2 tRNA genes and 2 rRNA genes are annotated in these 1102 nt (G+C 44.5%); all 4 read right to left on the reverse strand.

Annotation, left to right across the window (positions count from 1 at the left end):
• Positions 1 to 120, reverse strand: a 23S ribosomal RNA gene (locus IWB18_RS12405); the annotation flags it as partial.
• 579 nt (positions 121 to 699) lie between these two features.
• Positions 700 to 776: transfer RNA gene (locus tag IWB18_RS12410), tRNA-Ile, on the reverse strand.
• A 23-nt stretch (positions 777 to 799) separates the two neighbouring features.
• Positions 800 to 875, reverse strand: a tRNA-Ala gene (locus tag IWB18_RS12415).
• Between the two features lie 137 nt (positions 876 to 1012).
• Positions 1013 to 1102: ribosomal RNA gene (locus IWB18_RS12420) — 16S ribosomal RNA — on the reverse strand; the annotation flags it as partial.

Below are 1102 nucleotides of genomic sequence, written 5' to 3' on the forward strand. Positions count from 1 at the left end.
CATTCGGATATCTGCGACTCAACGGTTATTTGCACCTAATCGCAGCTTTTCGCAGCTTGTCGCGTCCTTCTTCGGCTCCCAGTGCCAAGGCATTCTCCCTATGCTCTTAGTAACTTGACCTCTTTTATACGTCGCCATGCTTCCGCTAACTTTGTCGCCTATCACTCACAAATTCGCTTACGTATGTTTATATACGCGCGCTCATTTCTTCGCTCAGCTTCTTGTTACCGAAACCCTGACTCGTCTAAAATTATCTCTTTTTTTCGTTCCGTTTCCGAAACGATAGATGTTTAGATGATCGTTCTTTGTTTCTTTACTTATATGTTCTTATGCAGTTTTCAAATATCACTGAGAAATAGCAAGTATCATTTCGATCGACTGTTGAGAGCTTGCTCTCATGAAGTTGGTCGATGTGATGCTTATTTGGCGAAGCCAATGACCAATACTTTCGTTAGAAAGTTGAGGTTCAGGGCTATTTCTTCCCATACATAAATCCTTCGGACAAACCTCAGGACGACGATTTTACATCGCTGCATGTCGAAAGCCAATGACCGATACTTTCGTTAGAAAGTTGAGGTTCAGGCTATTTCGTTCATACATGGATCCTTCATATAAAACTCAGGATGACGATTTTTACATCGTTGCATGGCAGAAGCCAATTAAGACCATTTCTCTTTTTTGTTTCTACAACTTTGCTTATGGTGGGCTTGGGAGGACTCGAACCTCCGACCTCACGCTTATCAGGCGTGCGCTCTAACCACCTGAGCTACAAGCCCCCGAGTGTTTTTTAGTTATAGAATGGTGGAGATGAGGAGACTTGAACTCCTGACCCCCTGCTTGCAAGGCAGGTGCTCTCCCAACTGAGCTACACCCCCACTTAAGTTGCAAGTTATACGTCGCCAACTTATGCCAAAATTTCTTTTGGCTAGCTTTCAACTGTATATCCCCCAACTACTTTGAAAGATACGAAATCTTTCAAAACATAACAGCACACTACTCACTTGCTCCCTAGAAAGGAGGTGATCCAGCCGCACCTTCCGATACGGCTACCTTGTTACGACTTCACCCCAATTACTAGCCCCACCTTCGGCAGCTGCTCCCT

The sequence above is a fragment of the Alkalibacter mobilis genome (assembly GCF_015594845.1).
In the GTDB taxonomy this organism is placed as follows: domain Bacteria; phylum Bacillota; class Clostridia; order Eubacteriales; family Alkalibacteraceae; genus Alkalibacter; species Alkalibacter mobilis.